Below are 16,231 nucleotides of genomic sequence, written 5' to 3'. Positions count from 1 at the left end.
CCTCTTCAATCGTCTTCACGGACATTTAAGCCGCGAATTCAGGGGGAGTTGTGCCGGGGTCGCCTAATCTGGTAGGGCGCAGACCTTAGTCAGCGTACGCCTGGAATCCAGAAGGGCAAGTGAGCCTGTCTCGCGAAAGCGGGATGTGGGTTCAAATCCCACTCCCGGCGCCATTCTCTTCGTGACATCTTGAAGCCCCGCAAACACTATTAACCCAATGAGCTTGGCGAAGTCAAGTGAAGGGTTCCGATCAGGAAGCGAGAATCGGCCTCACTTTCGACGATGTTCTTCTAGTTCCCAAATTCTCCAACGTAAAATCCAGGCGCGACGCGGACACGACCTCAAGGTTCACTCGCGAAATAGCGCTGAGCGTCCCCATTATCAGCGCCAACATGGACACAGTCACGGAGTCGGCCATGGCCATCGCAATGGCACGGGGAGGCGGAATCGGGGTCATCCACAGGTTCCTCCCCCTAGAAGTCCAGGTCTCCGAAGTGCTCAGGGTCAAGCGCTCGGAGAGCGTAGTCATCGAGGACCCGTTCACCCTCGGTCCTGAGAAGACGGTCAGGGACGCCTGGGACGCCATAGGAGAGCAGGACATCGGAGGCATCGTCATAGTCGACGAAAGAAGGAGGGTCCTCGGCCTGGTCACCAGGAGGGACATCACCCTCGAAGACCAGATGGACAGAAAGCTCAGGGACGTCATGACCCCGAGGAAGGACCTGGTCACTGCCGCCCGGGGGGTGTCCCTCGAAGCTGCCAGGAAGCTACTTCATTCTCACAAGATAGAGAAGCTCCCCCTCCTGGACAGGGCGGGCAGGCTGTCCGGCCTGATAACGTCGAAGGACATCATGAAGCGGAGGCAGTTCCCCTCGGCGACGAAGGATTCGAAGGGACGCCTCAGGGTGGCGGCGGCCATAGGCGTGAAGGGAGACCACATCAAGCGAGCCGAGAGGCTCCTCGAGGTGGGGGCAGATGCCCTGGTGGTGGACATCGCCCACGGGCACTCCACCTACGCCATCGACACTCTAAGGATGATCAGGAAAGAGTTCGGGGACGTCCAGGTCGTGGCCGGCAACGTAGCCACGACGAAGGGCGCACGCGACCTCATCAAAGCCGGTGCCGACGGCATCAAGGTGGGCGTGGGGTCGGGGTCCATCTGCGTGACGAGGGTGGTCACCGGGTCGGGTGTCCCCCAGCTCACTGCGATCATGGACAGCGCGAAGGCGGCACGCGAGTATGACGTCCCGGTGGTCGGGGACGGCGGGGTCAGGAACCCGGGAGACGTCACCAAGGCCCTGGCCGCAGGTGCCTCGACAGTCATGATAGGGAGCCTTTTCGCCGGCACGGAAGAGAGCCCGGGCCCGACCATACTCCGGGAGGGGGTCAGGTACAAGCTCACCCGGGGCATGGCATCGCTCACTGCCGGCGTGGACAGGCGCATCAGGGAAGGAGGAGCCCGCAGGTCCAATGATGCGGAGCTGATCGAAGAGGTGATCGAAGAAAGCGTCCCCGAGGGGGTCGAGGGCCTCATCCCCTACAAGGGGAGGGTGGACGAAGTGGTCAAGCAGCTCGTGGGTGGCCTCCGCTCGGGGATGAGCTACTCCGGGGCCCGCAACATAGGCGAGCTGCAGAGGAAGGCCGAATTCATGAGGATAACGGCGGCCGGCGTCAAGGAAAGCCTCCCCCATGACATCCAGAAGGTAGTCTGATACGGCCAACCTCTCCGTCGTGGGCCTTCAGTGGGGGGATGAAGGCAAGGGCAAGCTGGTGGACTACCTCGCGGGTGGGTTCGACGCCGTCGCCCGCTTCAACGGCGGTAGCAACGCCGGCCACACCGTCGTGATAGGAGACAGCAAGCACACCTTCCACCTCATCCCGTCCGGCGCCCTGAAAAGCAAGCAGCTCCTGATCGGGGCAGGGGTCGCCCTGGACCCAGCCATCCTCAAAGAGGAGCTCTCCCTCCTCCCCGACAAGGTCAGGGCCAGCCTGGTCGTCGACGGGCGTTGCACCCTGGTCTCTCCGCTTGACAGGCAGTACGACGCCTCCCTCGAGGAGCAGCGGGGCTCCGGGGCCATAGGGACCACAAAGCGCGGCATAGGCCCGGCCTACGCCCTCAGGGCCCTGCGCCTCGCTCCCCGCGTCTCCGACCTGATGGAGGGGTTCGACACCCGGGCCCTCTCCCAGTTCTACGGGCGCCTCGGCATCGATTCCGCCGGGCTGATCTCGTGGGTCGAGGAATCCAAACGACTCCTCTCGGGGCTGGTGGGGGACGTTTCTTCCCGCATCTCAGAAATCGGGAGGGGAGGTGGTTCCGTCCTCTTCGAGGCCTCCCAGGGGACCCTGCTCGACATCCTCCACGGCTCCTACCCCTTCGTCACGAGCTCGCACACGATCGTCAGCTACATCCCTGCTGCCCTGGGGATCCCCCCAGCCGAAGCAGGGGAGGCCCTCGGGGTGATGAAATGCTACACCACCCGGGTGGGCTCGGGCCCCTTCCCCACCGAGCTCAGCGACGCGACTTCCGAGCTGATCCGGTCCGCTGGGAACGAATACGGGGCCACCACGGGCAGGCCGCGGAGGGTCGGGTGGATCGACCTGGTCGCGCTCCGCTACGCCATCCGGCTGAACGGAGTCAAGAACGTCGCAATCTCGAAGCTCGACGTCCTCTCTCAGGTGAAGGACTTCAAGGTCTGCGTGGCCTACAAGGACCAGGGCTCGGAGACGACAGATTTCCAGCGCTCCCTCTCCCATCTTGAGAGCGTCGAACCCGTGCTCGAGTCCCCCCTCTCCCTCTACGGCGCGAAGTACGACCAGGGGCTCCCGGTCGAAGGGAAGAAGTTCGTGGACTACCTGGAGCGAGAGCTCGCGGTTACTGTCACCCTTGTCTCCCATGGTGAGGAGCGTTCGAGAACCATTGAGCTATGATGCGATCTCTCCGATAGACGGAAGATACCGACGCGAGGCTGAGCCCCTCGCCGCCTACTTCTCTGAAGGGGCCCTGAACCAGGAGCGGGTCAGCGTGGAGCTCGCGTACCTCTCCCTTCTGGTAAGGCTCGGCGTCGCGCCCAGAACCAGGGTCCCCAGGCTCAACGTCTCCTTGGAGAAGCTGAAAGCCATCGAAGGGCGGGTCGGCCACGACGTCAAGGCGGTCGAAGTCTACATCCGGGATTCGCTGAAGGACTCGGAGTCAGTCCGCCTCGGACCCTACGTCCACCTCGGGCTCACGAGCGAGGACACCAACAGCCTGGCCTTCGCCCTCTTGCTGAAGTCAGCATTACAGAAGGTCCTCATCCCGGCCTACTCCGCTCTCGCCCGAGAGCTCGCGGCCATGGCCAGGGACCAGGCGAGGACAGTCATGCTTGCCCGGACCCACGGCAGGCCTGCCGTCCCTACGACATTCGGGAAGGAGTTGGCAATCTTCGCGGTGCGGATTGCCGAGAGGGTCTCCCTCCTTTCTTCTCTGAGGCCCATGGCCAAGTTCTCCGGGGCGGTCGGCACCTTCGCATCCTTCTCTCTGATGGGCGCCAAGGACTGGCCAAGGGTCCTCGGCGAATTCGTTGCTAGCATGGGGGTAGAACCAGCCGCATACTCGACCCAGGTCGTCCCCGGAGAAAGGCTCTCGGACATCCTGCACTGCGTTGTGAACATCAACCAGCTGATCCTCTCCCTTTCCCGGGACCTCTGGCTCTACCAGGCCCTCGACTACGTCCACTTCACGCGCCCGGGCAAGGTCAGCTCCTCCACGATGCCACAGAAGGTGAACCCCGTCGACCTGGAAAACGCCGAAGGGCAGGTCGAGGTCTCCAACTCCCTTCTGACCATGATGGCCTACAGGCTCCAGCTCACCCGGATGCAGCGCGACCTCTCCGACTCAGTGATCAGGAGGATGGTGGGCCAGGCCCTTGCCCATTCGCTCGTCGCTTCCTCGAGGCTCAGCGCCTCCCTGGATTCGATGAAGGTCGAGGCCAAGTTCATGAGGCAGGAACTCCTTGGGCACCCAGAGGTCCTCGCCGAGGCCGAACAGGTCTCACTTCGCCTCCGAGGCGACGAATCAGGATACGAAAGGGTCAGTGCCGCAGTCAAGAAGGGGGTCTTCGTCCCTTTCCTGAAAGACCCAGAGTCCTACCTGGGGGAGGCCCCCAGGCTCGCCGAGGCCTGTCCGAAGGTCGTGTCCGACCTTCTGCGCCCTAGAGCTTGAAGACCCAGTCCAGGTCCGGCGGGTAGCTTCTCTTCTCGACCCTCTCGTTGAGGGCGTGGACCACGATCGGAAGCGCCAGGGTGATGTCCGAGTAGAGCGTCGCCTTCTTCGCACCGGCCGCTATCTTCCCCCAGCTGACCGCCTCTTCTAGGGTGCACCCGGACAGACCTCCCCACTGGGGGCTGTCGGCAGTGATCTGAATGGCGTACTCGTGGGGAGTCTCCTCCTTCCCTCCCTTGTCCAGGGACTTGATTATGGTAGAGAGCTGGATGGTGTCCTTGGGGACCCCTCCGCCCAGGTATACGACCCCCGTCCGCTTTGTCCTCTCCGCAATTTGCGCAAGCTCCTCCATGTCCTTGGTCTGGTCCAGCCTGATCAGCTTCCCCTTCTGTCTCCGGAGGAGGCTCAGGGCCACACCGTACCCGCTGTCGATGAGTCCCGGCGAATAGATTGGGACCCCCGCTTCGTAGGCAGCCGCGACTATGCTGTCTATTCCCTTCTTCGAAAGGTACTCGCCGAACTGGTGCAGGAACTCCCGGGTGGAGTAGATCTTGCGCTCGTCGAGTGTGTTCGCGAACTTGTAGATTGTGTTCTCGAGCTTGCGATACTGAAACTCGTCCGCGTATACGTCGTAGAACCTGTCGATCTTGAGCCTTAGGAGCTCCTCGTCGTCAGCCAGCCAGGTCCCCTGATAGTAGTGGTACCCGAGCGCCTCGAGGATGTCCTCGGAGATGTTCGCCCCGGTGCTTACAAGAACGTCGACGTATCTCTTCTCTATCAGCCATCTGATGATCTTCCACTGCCCTGTCGTGCTGAGCGAGCCGGTCAGCCCCAGGAATACGGTGAGGTCCTTCTGGCGCGCCATCTCCGCCCAGATGTTTGCCACCTCCCCGAGCTTCTTCCCCTGGAACCCAGTCTGAGCCATCTCGCGCAATAAACGGGAGATGCTCTTCTTGCCCACCTGAATCGTCGCGACCGGCTTCGAAAGGACTTCCTTCCTTGATACCACGTCAGTCGTGCCAGGAAATCTGCTTAATTCCTTTGCCTTACTTGACAGTGACGGACTTCGCGAGGTTGCGCGGGTAGTCCGGGTCGTTCCTCTTGGCGACCGCGAAATGATAGGCAAGGAGTTGCAGCGGAATCGCCTCCACCACTGGCGTGAACTTGGGCGGGACCTTCGGCACTTGAACGAAGTACCTGTAGACATCGTCCTTCACGTCCGATATCCCGATGACGTCGGCCCCCCTTGCCTTCAACTCCTCGGCCGCCGACAGGGAGTCAGCGTGGGCCTCCCCCGACGGGTTGATCACGACCACGGGGGTCCCTTTCTCGATGAGCGCCAGGGTCCCGTGCTTCAGCTCGCTGGCCGGCATCCCCTCTGCATGTATGTAGGAGAGCTCCTTCAGCTTTAGTGCCCCTTCCAGCGCGACCGGACTATTGTACCCCCGAGCGACGAAGTAAAAGTCCGACCTGTCCTTGTACCTTGCCACTAGTTCCTTGATCTGGTCCTCGCATTCGAGGGCCTTCTTCACCCCCTCCGAGAGATCCTGCACCCCGTTCGACCTCTTCTTGCCGAGGACAGCGTCCACCACTAGGTTCGCGACGACAACCTGTGCAGTGAAGCTCTTCGTGGCCGCTACCCCCACCTCGGGTCCGCAGTTCAGGAGCAGCACCAGGTCGCTCTCCCGGGCGAGTGTCGACCCGCCAGCGTTGACGATTGACAACACCTTCGCGCCCCTCTTCTTCGATACTTTCACCGCTTCCAGCAGGTCGGCTGTTTCACCGCTCTGCGAAATCGCGACAACCACCGACCCCCTGATCAGGAAGGCGGAGTTCTCGCGCAGCTCCCCTGCCACCACCGCGTCGCACCTTATGCCCGCTTCCTGGTTGAGCCTGAACTTCATCAGGAGTCCCGAGTGGTAGCTGGTCCCCGAGGCAACGATGAAGAGCGACTTCGCCCCCCTGATGGCCGCCGCGAACTCAGCTATCTTTCCAGCTTCCTGCACGGACGCGCTGACCACCGTCTGGGGCTGTTCGTGGATCTCCTTCAGGGTGTAGTGCGCGTAGTCAGCCTTCGAGAGGTCGGAAAGCTCCCAGGCGACCTGGGTGGGCTTGCGCCTGACCTCCCTTCCTCCTGGTCCCACAATCTTCACCCTGTCCTTCGTGATTTCCACCGCCTCGTGATTGTCGAGGAAGATGGTTCTGTCCGTGTGTTCGATGAATGCGAGGACGTCGCTTGCGATGAACATCTTCCCGTTCCCGATGCCAATGACCAGGGGCGCATCCTTTCTGGCCCCGATGATGACGTCTGGCCTATCCTGGAACATCACCGCTATCGCATACTGTCCCTTCAGCTTCTTGGTCGCTGTGACCGTGGCCGCAAGGGGGTCCTTGGCTTTCTTGTACTCGTCCTCGATAAGATGGGCGATCACCTCCGTGTCGGTCTCGCTCTTGAACGCGTGCCCCTTCGCCCCCAACCTCTTCTTCAGTGGAAGGTAGTTTTCGATGATTCCGTTGTGGATGACTGCCACCGTATCCCCGCAGGACGTCTGAGGGTGGGCGTTCCTGTCGGTGACGCCGCCGTGGGTAGCCCACCTGGTGTGGGCCATACCGATGCTCCCGCCTAGCTCGGAGAGCTTCTTGCGTCCCTCGATCTCGCTGATCCTCCCAGCTCCCTTCCTGACCCTGAGCTTGCCGTTGCCTATGGTCGCCATTCCGGCCGAGTCGTATCCCCTGTACTCCACCCTCCTCAATCCGTCAAGGAGTATCCCGGCGACAGGCTCCTCGGCCACGCAACCGATTATCCCGCACACGACCAACGAGGCGTCCGGGGCGGTATTAAGTCCCGACAAGGGCTTTAGTTTACCGTGCAGGGACTTCCTTGCACGCTTCGAACTGAAGCGCTCAAGACAGGAATCCCACCATGCAAAAACGTTTTTTAGTGGTCGCGGCCACGAAGGGTGGTTGCACAAGGAAGAATTCCTCTTCGACCCCGACGCGTCCGAGAGGACCGCCAAGCGAGTCCTCGTCTCAGAGCGGCCAGACGCCTTCAAGGCAGCGTCCGGGAAGTTCGGCCAAAGGATCCTTGTCCTACTCGCCTCTGGCCCCAGGTACCCTGCGGAGGTCGCCAGATCACTTAAGACGCATCACCAGACGGTCTACTACCACATGGGCAGGCTGGAGAGGGCAGGCCTGATAGTCCGCGTCGGCAGCCAATCGATTCGCGGAGGGGTGGCCAACCGCTTCGCCCTGGCTTCTGATGGCTATGCAGTGGAGTTCCCTGTGAAGGGGGAGCCGATTCCCACGCTGAAGTCCGCAAGGAGGTCCAAGTCCCTCGGGAACTTCTTCCAGGAATTCGTCATGGACGGCAGGCTCGACGGCTGGATAGTGGTGGGGTCTCCACTTCAGCACGGCGCGAGCGGGACCCAGGCGCGAGACGGGCACTACGCAGTCCAGCTGGGGTTCGCCCTAGGACAGTTCGTGTCCCTACCGACTGGCTTCCCGGTCAAGCTGGACGTGGACCTCAAGGCGGAGAAGCTGCTGGGGTCCAACCTCATCGTGGTCGGGGGGCCTAGGACAAACCTCGTCGCCGAGGAGCTCAACCCCTACCTCAGATTCCGGTTCAAGCAGGAGGGGTTCTGGAGTTCGATCGTCGACGAAAGGGGGAGGTCCTACAGCTCGGACCTCGACTGCGTGGTGGAGAAGGTCCGGAACCCTTGGAACAAGGAAGCGACCTGCGTCCTCGCGGCCGGCCTCACCGGGGCGGGCACCAAGGCCGCGATCATAGGCATCAGCAACCACGCCTCACTGCTCTTCGAGAAGTACAGGTCGGGCGAATACTCATGCCTGCTACGCGGGACCGACAAGGACGGAGACGGAAAAGTCGATTCTGTAGAAGTGCTGCGGCAGGCCTGAGGCCTAGGCCCTTCTTCCCCTGCGGCCGCCCTTCTTCCGAGTAGTGTCGTGAGGAATCGGTGTCACGTCTTCGATCCGCCCAATCCTGAAGCCTGCTCTGGCTATGGCTCTGATGGCTGCCTGGGCTCCGGGCCCGGGGGTCCTCGGCCCGGTTCCGCCGACGGCCCTGACCTTGATGTGGACAGCGTTGATCCCCTTCGTCTTCGCCACGTCCGCGGCAGCCGAGGCGCTCCGCATCGCAGCGTATGGGGACGATTCGAACCTGTCAGCCTTCACATGCCTGCCCCCGGACGAGAAGGAGATCGTCTCCGCCCCAGTCAGGTCGGTTATGTGGACTATCGTGTTGTTATAGGACGAATAGATATGGACTACACCCCAACGGTCATTTGCAATCTCCTCTTCTGATGCCAAACTCTATCACTCGGACGCCGCTGGCGTCTCAGTCACCGTCGCGGTCTTCTCCTCAACCTTCTCCTCGGCCGGAGGCTGGACTTCCGGAGCCGGCGCGGGCTCCCGACCCGAAACAAGGGAGATCCCTCCCTCCTCCCCGTGGCCCACCTCGTAGCCTGGAATCGTGATTATGCTCTTTCCAATCATGATATGACCGTGGACGATAAGCTGCCTCGAGTGCAGGGGCGAGACCGCCATCCCCTTCTTGAAGACCATGGTCTGCAGCCTCCTTGACAGGGAGTCCTCGACTGTGAGGCTCAGGATGTCGTCGAGGGTCGCGCCCTCGGAGACCAGACCCCGCCTGTGCAGGCTGTCGAGGAGCTTCTTCTCCTCCCTGAGCCTGACCTGTTCCGTCGCGGCCAGCAGCGTCCTGGCCTGCTTCCTGACCGAACTCAGCTGGGTCTGGGCCTTCCAAAGCTCTCTCTTGTTTCGTAGACCGTAGGTCCCAAGAAGGTACAGCTCCTGGGCCAGCTGGTCGGCCCTCCAGGGGCTCCTGGGCCTGCTGTACTGCTTCCGGGCCTTCTTCGGGTCTCCCAAGTCTTACTTCTCTTCCTTGTCTTTCTCTTTGCCGGCTTCCTTCGCGGCTGCGATGAGGGCTGCCTTCCTGACCCCCACCGTCCTCCCCTTCCTGCCGGTGGTCCGGGTCCTCTGGCCCCTCACCTTCAACCCCAGGCCATGCCTGATCCCCTTCCAGCTCTGGAGGTTCTTCTCACCGTCCACGTCCCCCTTGATTACGAAGTCCAGGTCCGAGCCCAGCAGCTGCTTCGTCTCCCCTGTGTACGGGTCCTTCCTCCTGTTGTAGTACCACTGGGGGAGCGAAGACGTCGAAACGCTCTGGATGGCCCGCTCTACCTCCTTCACCTGCTCCTCGGTCATAGTCCCCAGCCTGACCCTCGGGTCGATCTGAAGCCTCCTAGTGACGATGTTAGCGAAATTGAAGCCCACCCCCCTGAGGTCGGAAAGGGCCACGTTCAGCTTCTTGCTGCCGTCCAGGTCTCTCCCGGCCAGCCTGACCAAGTGCCTGAATTCGGCGGGGGTCGACATATTCTTGACCAGCCCACTGCTCTAAGGTTATAAGGTTTGGGCGCTCTCATGTGAAAAATCCGAAACCGAATCCGGTCGGGACGTCGCGGAATCCCCTCCGATGCCTCTAAAACTTTTTAACCTCAAGTCAATCGCGAAGTTCGAAACGCGACGCTTCATGGGCATGCATAGCAATCTAGTGGGTGTGGTCATTGGTTAAGGTAAAGGTGCTGGCAGACAGCGACGAGTCTGTGACCCTTCAGTTGGAGGGGATAGACCGGTCCTATGCCAACGCGGTCAGGCGGTTCTGCATCTCGGAGGTCCCTGCCATGGCCATCGACGACGTTGTGATCCTCGAGAACTCCTCCGTCCTCTACGACGAGATCCTGGCGCACAGGCTGGGGATGATTCCGATCAAGACCGACCTCGAGAGGTACAACCTTCCCGAGGACTGCGACTGCGGCAACCCCCTCGGATGCCACAAGTGCAGGGTACTCTTCGTGCTCGACGCCAAGGGGAAGGAAAAGGTCTCGATCGTCAACTCCGGGGACCTGGTCTCCGAAGACAGAGAGATCAGGCCGGTCAGCGAGACCATACCCCTGGTCAAGCTCGCCATGGGCCAGTCGGTGAAATTGGAAGCCTACGCCAGGCTGGGCAAGGGGAAGGAGCATGCGAAGTGGCAGCCCTGCACAGTGGCGGTCCTTACGGACGGCAAGACCGAAGGGACCTTCAACCTGATGGTCGAATCCGCCGGGGGCCTCCCGGCCAGGACGATCGTCCTCAAGGCCATCGAACTCCTCGAGAAGAAGCTCAAGGAAATCCAGGTCTCGGTCGGAGGTGCGGCTCAGTGACTTCCTCGAACCCGCTTCACAGGCATATCTCCGTGATGCTCGAGCGGGCGGGGAAGGAGTACAAAGCCCCAATATGGGAGACTGCTTCGCGAATGCTCTCGAGGCCGCACAGCACCACAGTCGAAGTGAACCTTGGACGGCTCTCCAGGCTCGCCGGCGAAGGGAGCGCCCTATTTGTCCCAGGCAAGGTCCTCGGCTCCGGGCTGGTCGACAAGAAGCTGGTCGTCGGCGCCTTCGCTTTCTCTGCGAGTGCGAAGGCCAAGCTCGAATCCTCCGGCGGTTCTGCCCTGACAGTCGAACAGTTCCTCAAGAAATACCCGAAGGGAAGCGGTGTCATGCTTGTCCAGTGAAAGCACGGTGTACGTGGACGCCACGAACCAGATCGCAGGGAGGCTCTCCTCCAAGGTCGCCAAGCTCCTGCTCAACGGCAAGAGGGTGATAGTCGTGAACGCAGAGAAGGCCCTGATTTCCGGCAGCCGCGAGTCTGTCGTCACGGAATGGCAGAAGAAGCTCGAGATCTCCAGTAGGGTGAACCCGATCTACGGGCCCTTCCACCCCCGAAGGCCCGACAACATCCTGAGAAGGATGGTCAGAGGGATGGTCCCAAGGAAGAAGCCGAAGGGCGCAGTTGCGATGAAGAGGCTCAGGGTCCACATCGGTGTCCCCGCAGGAGCGCAGGGGGCCAAGTACACAGTTTTTGAGGATTCGAAGGCGGCCCGCCCCATCCCCACCTACGTTACGATGAGGGAGCTGTCCAAGACGCTCGGGTGGAACGAGTAGACATGGTGAACCCCACTCCGAAGGTCCCGGTCAAGAAGGGCCCCAAGCTGTACTCCGGTGCGAGGAAGACGTCGAGGGCGACTGCCGCCATCAAGCTCGGCGCAGGGAGGGTCAGGGTCAACGGCATCCCGGTCGAGATGTGGGAGCCAGAGGTTGCGAGACTGCATCTCATGGGCCCTGTCGCTGTCGTCGGAGAACTCCGGGAGAAGTACGACGTGGACGTGAGCGTCTCGGGGGGAGGCTTCATGGGACAGGCTGACGCGGCGGCGATGGCAATCGCGCGGGCATATGTCGACCAGGTCAGAGGAAACGAATTCAGGGACAAGATGAATGCATACAATAAATACCTGCTATCGGGTGACCCGCGACAAGCGGAACCGAAGAAGTTTGGCGGCCCAGGTGCTAGACGCAAACGGCAAAAATCGTATAGGTAACCAGAAATGATGATACCAATCCGATGCTTCACATGCGGCAACCAGATCGGGGACAAGTTCGCCTCCTTCCAGTCCAGGGTCAAGGACGGGGAAGACCCGGCCAAGGTGCTCGACGCCCTGGGGCTCAAGAGGTACTGCTGCCGCCGCATGCTCATTTCCTCCGTCGACGTGATCGACCAGGTCCTCCCGTTCTTCAGCAGGAAGGCAGACCTGCAGTAGGCCTGGGGGACTCACAATGTCACAGTTCGAAGACGACGAAGCTGGGTCGCCGGACAAGATGGTCGCTCCGGGGCTCAGCGAGAAGGCGCTCATCGCGACTGGAATCCGCATCGGGACCCCGGTCCGGACCAAGACCATGGAGATCTTCACCACCCGCCCGAGGCCCGACGGCCTCCACATGATCGACGACGCCAAGACCTTCGAGAGGATCGACATCGCTGGAAAGTTCATCGCCCACGCCGGCGCCCAGAACACCGTGGTCTACACCAGCCGAGAGCACGCGTCGGTCGCCGTCGAGAAGTTCTGCGAGCTGACAGGTGCCATGGCTCGGATAGGCAGGTTCATGCCCGGCACCTTCACCAACCCTCTCTACCCCGGGCACCTCGACGCGGAACTCGTCGTGGTCGCTGACCCTATGTCGGACACCCAGGCGATAGTCGAGGCAGGGAGCCAGGGGGTCCCGATCATCGCGATCTGCGACACTGACAACATAACCGACGACATCGACCTGGTGATACCCGGCAACAACAGGGGCCGAAAGGCCATAGCCGCCATCTTCTGGATGCTCGCACGGGCCACCCTCGTACACGCGGGGCAGCTGAACGCCGACCAGCCCATGAAGTACTCCATCGAGGACTTCGAGACGAAGATCGAAGAAGAACCAGAACAAGAGATTCTCGAGTAGACTTATCCGCCTCCCAGCGGCGGCGGCCTGCCGTTGGCCGTAAGGAAACCTGCCGTCGCGGGTTCATTCTATCCTTCTAAGAAGTCTGAGCTTTCAGCCATGATAGGGGACTGCTACCTCCACCCCCTCGGTCCGGGCAGACTCCCCCCGGCCCCGGCCGGCAGGGCGAAGGTGGTCGCAGTCGTGTCACCTCACGCCGGCTACGAGTACTCGGGACCGGTGGCCGCCCACAGCTTCCTGCACGTCTCTTCGCTCAGTGACCCGAACCTCATAGTGGTGGTGGCCCCAAACCACTACGGAATCGGGAGCGGTGTGTCGACCTTCAGGGAGGGCGAGTGGGAGACCCCCCTTGGAAGGATGAAGGTCGACTCGGAATCGGCTGCGCAATTGGCCCGGTCGTCGGAGGCGGTGGCATTCGACCCGGAGGCCCAGCGGCTCGAGCATTCCCTTGAGGTCCAGCTCCCCTTCCTCCAGGAGATCTACGGGGATTCCGTCCCCTTTCTCCCCATATCGCTCCTGTTCCAGGACCCAGACACCGCCAAGGAGGTCGCCTCCGCCATCGTCAACGTAGTTGGGGGAAGGAAGGCGGTCCTGGTGGCGTCCTCGGACCTAACCCACTACGAGCCGGCAGACGTCGCAAGGAAGAAGGACGCCGAGCTCCTCGATTCGATCGTGAGGATGGACTCCGAGGCGTTCTACGCCACCCTCGAGCGGCTCCAGGTCACCGCCTGCGGCTACGGCCCCATCGCGACCGTGATGGAGGCCTCCCTTGCACTCGGACTCCGCAGGGGCGAGCTCTTGAAGTACGCAAGCAGCGGCGACACCACGGGGGACAACAGCCAAGTGGTCGGCTACGGGTCCCTCAGGTTCGTGTAGCCATGAAATCCATCGCTGAGGCCCCCTCCAAGGCAATCATAACGGGAGAACACTTCGTCGTCCACGGCGCCTGGGCCCTCGCTGCCGCCCTCCCGAAGAAGGTGAGGGTCGAGGTGCGCGAATCCAGCGCCTTCAGGGTCGTCTCGGACAGGTTCCAGGGGGCAGGCGCCCGGGCCCTGACGCCCGTCTCTGCCCTGGTCGAGGCCATGGCCCGCGAGTTCTCCTTCAGTCCGGCGCTCAAGGTGTCGATCGCTTCGCAGATACCGGAGGGGGCAGGGCTTGGCTCATCTGCCTCCACCATGGTCGCCGTAGCGTCCGCACTCGCACGCTTTCGCTCTCTGAAGCTCGGCCCCGGGGAGCTCGTCCGACTTTCCATGGTCGGGGAGCAGGAGATCCACGGCAGACCCTCGGGGGTCGACCCTGCCATCTGCGCCCTCGGCGGCGTCATCCTCTTCAGACGCGGGAAGGCCCCGAAGAAGGTGGCATTCAAGGGAACTAGGACCCTGTTGGTTTCATTTTCTGGCAAGAGGCGAAGCACGAAGAGGCAGATCTCCCGGGTCTCGAGCGTGAAGGAGTCCTTCCCCAGCCTCTTCGACGGCCTGACCGAGGCCGCCAGCGAGGTCAGCTTGATGGCTGCAGGAAGGCTGGCCGCGGGGGACATCAAGGGGCTGGGGAGGCTCCTGAACTTCAACCACGCAGTCCTTTCGACCCTGGGGGTTTCGAACGAGTCTCTCGACAGGCTGGTGGACCTCTCGCTCTCCTTGGGCAGCTACGGCGCCAAGCTGACGGGGGCAGGAGGGGGCGGAAGCGTCGTTTCAGTGGCGCCCGAAGGAAAGGAAAAAAGGATAATCTCGGGGCTAAAGGCGCGGGGTTTTGAGACCTTCAGAGCGGTAGTTCCCACGGGGGGCGTCAAGAGCTGGCTAGAACAGTAGTAGTCAAACTGGGGGGCTCGGTCATCACGGACAAGTCCAAGCCCTTCTCATACAGGCCCGACGTCGTCTCCGCCCTCGCCGAGGAGATAGCCTCGTCGGGCGAGGATGCCGTCCTCGTCCACGGTGGAGGGTCCTTCGGTCATGTGGTCGCGAAGCAGAGCGGCCTCTCCTCCGACGCCGCTGGTTCCAGCGCCGCGGGGGTGTCAAAGACCAGGGCGGCCATGTACGAACTGAACGCCCTCGTCTGCAAGACCATGGTCGAGTACAAGCTCAACCCCTACGCGTTCTCTCCCTTCGACGCAGTCGCCAGGTCCGGGAAGGCCAAGTTCGCCCAGTGGCTGCGAGGACTCCTGAAGGCGGGGATGACCCCGGTGACCTTCGGAGACGTCGTTCCGTCCCCGGGAGGCTTCAAGGTGCTGTCGGGGGACCTCATGGTCCTCGACCTGGTCAGGGTGCTCAAACCGGATAGGTGCGTCTTCTCTCTCGACGTCGACGGCGTGTACGAAGAAAACACCAGGGTCATCATCCCCGAGCTCACCCCATCGAAGATCCGGAAGATGCAGGTCCCGACCGGGGACGACGCCACCGGGGGGATAAGGCTCAAGCTGGAGGTCGCCGCCAGGGCGGCCTCTCTGGGGGCCAAGGTCTGCTTCGTCTCCGGCTACAGGCGCAACGAGTTCTCCAAGGCGCTCAAGGGACTCGATTTCTACGGGACAGTAGTCAGGTCCTGAGCCAGGCCTTGTCCGACCTTCAGGAGGAAATGAAGCGAGTGAAGGCAGCGGTCGACCGGCTGATCCTCGACCAGATCCTGCCGGAGTCGAGCCCGATCAGGGAGGTGGACCTGCTCTACAAGATGATGCGGGACTATCCCTCGCGCCCGGCGAAGGGGATGAGGCCCTTCCTCTGCGTCACCACCTGCAGGGCCGGGGGAGGGACCGAGGGGGACGCCCTGCTGACCGCCGCCTGCATCGAACTCTTCCAGAACTGGATTCTGATTCACGACGACATCGAGGACGGGTCGGAGCTCAGAAGGGGCCAGCCCTCGCTCCACAAGAAGTACTCCGAGGCCCTCGCGCTCAACACCGGGGACGCCCTCCACGCCCGGATGTGGGAGGCGCTCGCCCTCAACAAGGTGAAGCTCGGCCACGAGGCCGCTGTCACGGTCATCGAGGAGTTCTCGCGGATGGTCAACGCGACCACCGAGGGGCAGCACATGGAGCTGGGCTGGGTGCAGAACAGGAGGTGGGACCTGAAGGAGTCGGACTACTATGAGATGTGCACGAGGAAGACCTCGTGGTACACGGTCGCGAGCCCCTGCAGGCTGGGCGCGATAGTCGCCGGCTCTGACGACGTTGTCCTGGACAAGCTCAAGGATTTCGGCCTGAAGCTCGGGGTCGCATTCCAGATCCAGGACGACGCATTGAACCTGGTCGGAGACCAGGAGAAGTACGGGAAGGCGAAATCTGACGACGTCCTCGAGGGGAAGAGGACCCTGATCCTCCTGCACCTCCTCGGGAGCGTCTCTCCCTCCGAGAGGAAGAAGATAATCGCCATAATGAACAAGCAGAGGGCCGACAAGACCCCCGACGACATCGCCTACATCCTCTCCCTGGTGGAAAGCCACGACGCCGTGGGCTACGCCCGGAAGAGGGCCTACGAGCTGATGAAGGAGGCCGTGGGGACACTGAAGAGCATCAGGTGGACGGGCGACAAGGACGCCGCTGCGCTCCTCGAGCAGTTCGCCCGCTTCGCAGTAGAGCGGGAATGGTAGACAAGAAGCCGCAGCTGTCCGAGAAGGTCCTTTCCTCCATCGAGGAAGGGGCCTTGCTGAACGCCACAAAGCACGGTGGAAAGGCAGAGGTCGG

At 62.1% G+C, this 16,231-nt stretch carries 19 protein-coding genes and 1 tRNA gene; 15 read left to right on the top strand and 5 right to left on the bottom strand.

Annotated elements, in window-relative coordinates; all coding sequences use genetic code 11:
- The first annotated feature begins 52 nt into the window (after positions 1-52).
- From OK438_07160 to OK438_07145, 4 genes are all read left to right on the top strand, one after another.
- Positions 53-173 (top strand) — tRNA-Ser (locus tag OK438_07160).
- A gap of 63 nt (positions 174-236) precedes the next feature.
- A complete protein-coding gene (gene guaB / locus OK438_07155; GenBank protein MDA4125205.1) occupies positions 237-1,712 on the top strand; it encodes an IMP dehydrogenase in 1,476 nt (491 codons plus the stop codon).
- Between the two features lie 19 nt (positions 1,713-1,731).
- Positions 1,732-2,928: an adenylosuccinate synthetase gene (locus OK438_07150; protein ID MDA4125204.1), complete on the top strand. Its 1,197-nt coding sequence runs from the start codon at positions 1,732-1,734 to the stop codon at positions 2,926-2,928.
- The gene (locus OK438_07145) at positions 2,918-4,201 is read left to right on the top strand and encodes a lyase family protein (GenBank protein MDA4125203.1); all 1,284 of its coding nucleotides are present in this window, start codon (positions 2,918-2,920) and stop codon (positions 4,199-4,201) included. Before OK438_07150 ends, OK438_07145 begins: the two co-directional genes overlap by 11 nt.
- Here OK438_07145 and OK438_07140 read toward each other — a convergent pair.
- Both OK438_07140 and glmS read right to left on the bottom strand, forming a co-directional pair.
- Positions 4,191-5,210, bottom strand: a complete 1,020-nt coding sequence (locus tag OK438_07140; GenBank protein ID MDA4125202.1) for a deoxyhypusine synthase — start codon at positions 5,208-5,210, stop codon at positions 4,191-4,193. The genes OK438_07145 and OK438_07140 overlap by 11 nt on opposite strands.
- A 37-nt stretch (positions 5,211-5,247) precedes the next feature.
- Positions 5,248-7,014 (bottom strand): glutamine--fructose-6-phosphate transaminase (isomerizing), encoded by a 1,767-nt coding sequence (gene glmS / locus OK438_07135; GenBank protein ID MDA4125201.1) that lies wholly within the window; start codon positions 7,012-7,014, stop codon positions 5,248-5,250.
- A 151-nt stretch (positions 7,015-7,165) separates the two neighbouring features.
- Between glmS and OK438_07130 the strand changes: the two genes are divergently transcribed.
- Entirely contained in the window at positions 7,166-8,116 is a 951-nt protein-coding gene (locus OK438_07130) for a helix-turn-helix domain-containing protein (protein ID MDA4125200.1), read from the top strand.
- Positions 8,117-8,119: 3 nt separating this feature from the next.
- On the opposite strand, the gene OK438_07125 is transcribed toward OK438_07130, so the two are convergent.
- From OK438_07125 to OK438_07115, 3 genes are read right to left on the bottom strand one after another with little or no spacing between them, the layout of a single operon-like run.
- Complete coding sequence (locus tag OK438_07125) at positions 8,120-8,527, bottom strand: 30S ribosomal protein S11 (protein ID MDA4125199.1); 408 nt, start codon at positions 8,525-8,527, stop codon at positions 8,120-8,122.
- 6 nt (positions 8,528-8,533) lie between these two features.
- Positions 8,534-9,103 carry a 30S ribosomal protein S4 gene (locus OK438_07120; protein ID MDA4125198.1) on the bottom strand — a complete coding sequence of 190 codons (570 nt, stop codon included), beginning with the start codon at positions 9,101-9,103 and terminating at the stop codon, positions 8,534-8,536.
- A 3-nt stretch (positions 9,104-9,106) separates the two neighbouring features.
- The gene (locus OK438_07115) at positions 9,107-9,610 is read right to left on the bottom strand and encodes a 30S ribosomal protein S13 (GenBank protein ID MDA4125197.1); all 504 of its coding nucleotides are present in this window, start codon (positions 9,608-9,610) and stop codon (positions 9,107-9,109) included.
- A 191-nt stretch (positions 9,611-9,801) separates the two neighbouring features.
- Between OK438_07115 and OK438_07110 the strand changes: the two genes are divergently transcribed.
- From OK438_07110 to OK438_07065, 10 genes are read left to right on the top strand one after another with little or no spacing between them, the layout of a single operon-like run.
- On the top strand, positions 9,802-10,440 hold the full coding sequence (locus OK438_07110) for a DNA-directed RNA polymerase subunit D (protein ID MDA4125196.1): 639 nt from the start codon (positions 9,802-9,804) through the stop codon (positions 10,438-10,440).
- The gene (locus OK438_07105) at positions 10,437-10,790 is read left to right on the top strand and encodes a 50S ribosomal protein L18e (protein MDA4125195.1); all 354 of its coding nucleotides are present in this window, start codon (positions 10,437-10,439) and stop codon (positions 10,788-10,790) included. The genes OK438_07110 and OK438_07105 overlap by 4 nt, the downstream gene beginning before the upstream one ends.
- A complete protein-coding gene (locus tag OK438_07100) occupies positions 10,780-11,220 on the top strand; it encodes a 50S ribosomal protein L13 (GenBank protein MDA4125194.1) in 441 nt (146 codons plus the stop codon). Before OK438_07105 ends, OK438_07100 begins: the two co-directional genes overlap by 11 nt.
- Positions 11,208-11,654 carry a 30S ribosomal protein S9 gene (locus OK438_07095; GenBank protein ID MDA4125193.1) on the top strand — a complete coding sequence of 149 codons (447 nt, stop codon included), beginning with the start codon at positions 11,208-11,210 and terminating at the stop codon, positions 11,652-11,654. Before OK438_07100 ends, OK438_07095 begins: the two co-directional genes overlap by 13 nt.
- 6 nt (positions 11,655-11,660) lie before the next feature.
- Positions 11,661-11,873, top strand: a complete 213-nt coding sequence (locus tag OK438_07090) for a DNA-directed RNA polymerase subunit N (GenBank protein ID MDA4125192.1) — start codon at positions 11,661-11,663, stop codon at positions 11,871-11,873.
- Between the two features lie 16 nt (positions 11,874-11,889).
- Positions 11,890-12,558, top strand: coding sequence for a 30S ribosomal protein S2 (locus OK438_07085; GenBank protein ID MDA4125191.1), 669 nt, complete (start codon positions 11,890-11,892; stop codon positions 12,556-12,558).
- A gap of 33 nt (positions 12,559-12,591) precedes the next feature.
- Positions 12,592-13,434, top strand: coding sequence for an AmmeMemoRadiSam system protein B (amrB, locus tag OK438_07080; protein ID MDA4125190.1), 843 nt, complete (start codon positions 12,592-12,594; stop codon positions 13,432-13,434).
- A gap of 2 nt (positions 13,435-13,436) precedes the next feature.
- The gene (gene mvk, locus OK438_07075) at positions 13,437-14,366 is read left to right on the top strand and encodes a mevalonate kinase (protein ID MDA4125189.1); all 930 of its coding nucleotides are present in this window, start codon (positions 13,437-13,439) and stop codon (positions 14,364-14,366) included.
- A 23-nt stretch (positions 14,367-14,389) separates the two neighbouring features.
- Positions 14,390-15,097, top strand: coding sequence for an isopentenyl phosphate kinase (locus OK438_07070; protein MDA4125188.1), 708 nt, complete (start codon positions 14,390-14,392; stop codon positions 15,095-15,097).
- Positions 15,098-15,105: 8 nt separating this feature from the next.
- On the top strand, positions 15,106-16,137 hold the full coding sequence (locus tag OK438_07065) for a polyprenyl synthetase family protein (GenBank protein ID MDA4125187.1): 1,032 nt from the start codon (positions 15,106-15,108) through the stop codon (positions 16,135-16,137).
- Positions 16,138-16,231: the final 94 nt, after the last annotated feature.

The organism is Nitrososphaerota archaeon (assembly GCA_027887005.1).
Classification (GTDB): domain Archaea; phylum Thermoproteota; class Nitrososphaeria; order Nitrososphaerales; family Gagatemarchaeaceae; genus UBA183.
The sequence above is the reverse complement of the archived record's forward strand: the minus strand, read 5'-3'. Positions and strand labels throughout refer to the sequence as shown.